The organism is Acinetobacter stercoris, assembly GCF_900323515.1.
Taxonomy (GTDB): Bacteria; Pseudomonadota; Gammaproteobacteria; order Pseudomonadales; family Moraxellaceae; genus Acinetobacter; species Acinetobacter stercoris.
In genome coordinates this window covers 1-895 of record NZ_OOGT01000423.1, presented here as the reverse complement: position 1 = coordinate 895, position 895 = coordinate 1, and the positions used below count along the sequence as shown (strand labels likewise).

1 protein-coding gene is annotated in these 895 nt (G+C 29.1%); it reads right to left on the bottom strand.

Annotation, left to right across the window (positions count from 1 at the left end; all coding sequences use genetic code 11):
• Window positions 1-430: 430 nt before the first annotated feature.
• Entirely contained in the window at window positions 431-637 is a 207-nt protein-coding gene (locus tag KPC_RS20015) for an acyl-CoA thioesterase (RefSeq protein WP_121976030.1), read from the bottom strand.
• Between the last annotated feature and the right edge of the window lie 258 nt (window positions 638-895).

The following is an 895-nucleotide window of genomic DNA, read 5'->3' as shown; positions in this document are numbered from 1 at the left end:
AAATATAGCCTCCATTCGGAGGCTTGTTTCAGATGATTGGATTGGATAGTTGGGCAAAAGCATATATCAGGATAGTCAGTATCAGGAACATGGTTGAGGTTACAAGTATTTCTAAAGCATTCATATTATTTTTCCTCTTATTGTTCTCTCTATAATTTTATACACTTAAAAAAAATTAAAATCAATAACATGAAATATAAATAAATTATTTAATTATTACAAAAAAATTAAAAGATAAATACGTTATTGTGTGTGATTACAATCCATGGATACAAAGGAATTCTCAATCAAAACGAAATAAGGAATTAAACTCAAAAATTCATAGATTTTTCAAAGAGTTTAAGCAGGCAATGTCAATTTTTAAAAGTTAAACAATAAATCTAGAATAAACAGAAACTTGGAATGAATTTAAATTGGATGGGATAATGGCTTATCCCATCATTTGACCATAATTTTTTTCTTTACGTAATAGCCCTAAAAACTCTTTACGTGCAGTAATTTCATCAATTGAATACGGCAACATTTCGCTCAAATAGTCTGGGCTTAAAAAACTATATTCTATCAATAAGCAATCTTGATCCGATGACCAACTTGTTAAAGGATAATTTTGCTTATGACGTTTATGTCTGCTTGGCATATCTAAACCATCCTAATTAAAAAACCAATACCCTTTATTGGTACTATTATTTACTGCATAAGATAACAAAAGTATTTAAATGTAAAAATTTACACATAAATCTATGAATAATTTACATACTCATACCCAGACTGTGCGGTTACAATTCAAACCGCCAGATCAACCGTGCAAGATCAGCAAATTACACTATGCGTCCCCTTACATTGACTTTATTATATTACCTTACAAGCTCAAAGTCACAAATTACAAATAAAATGA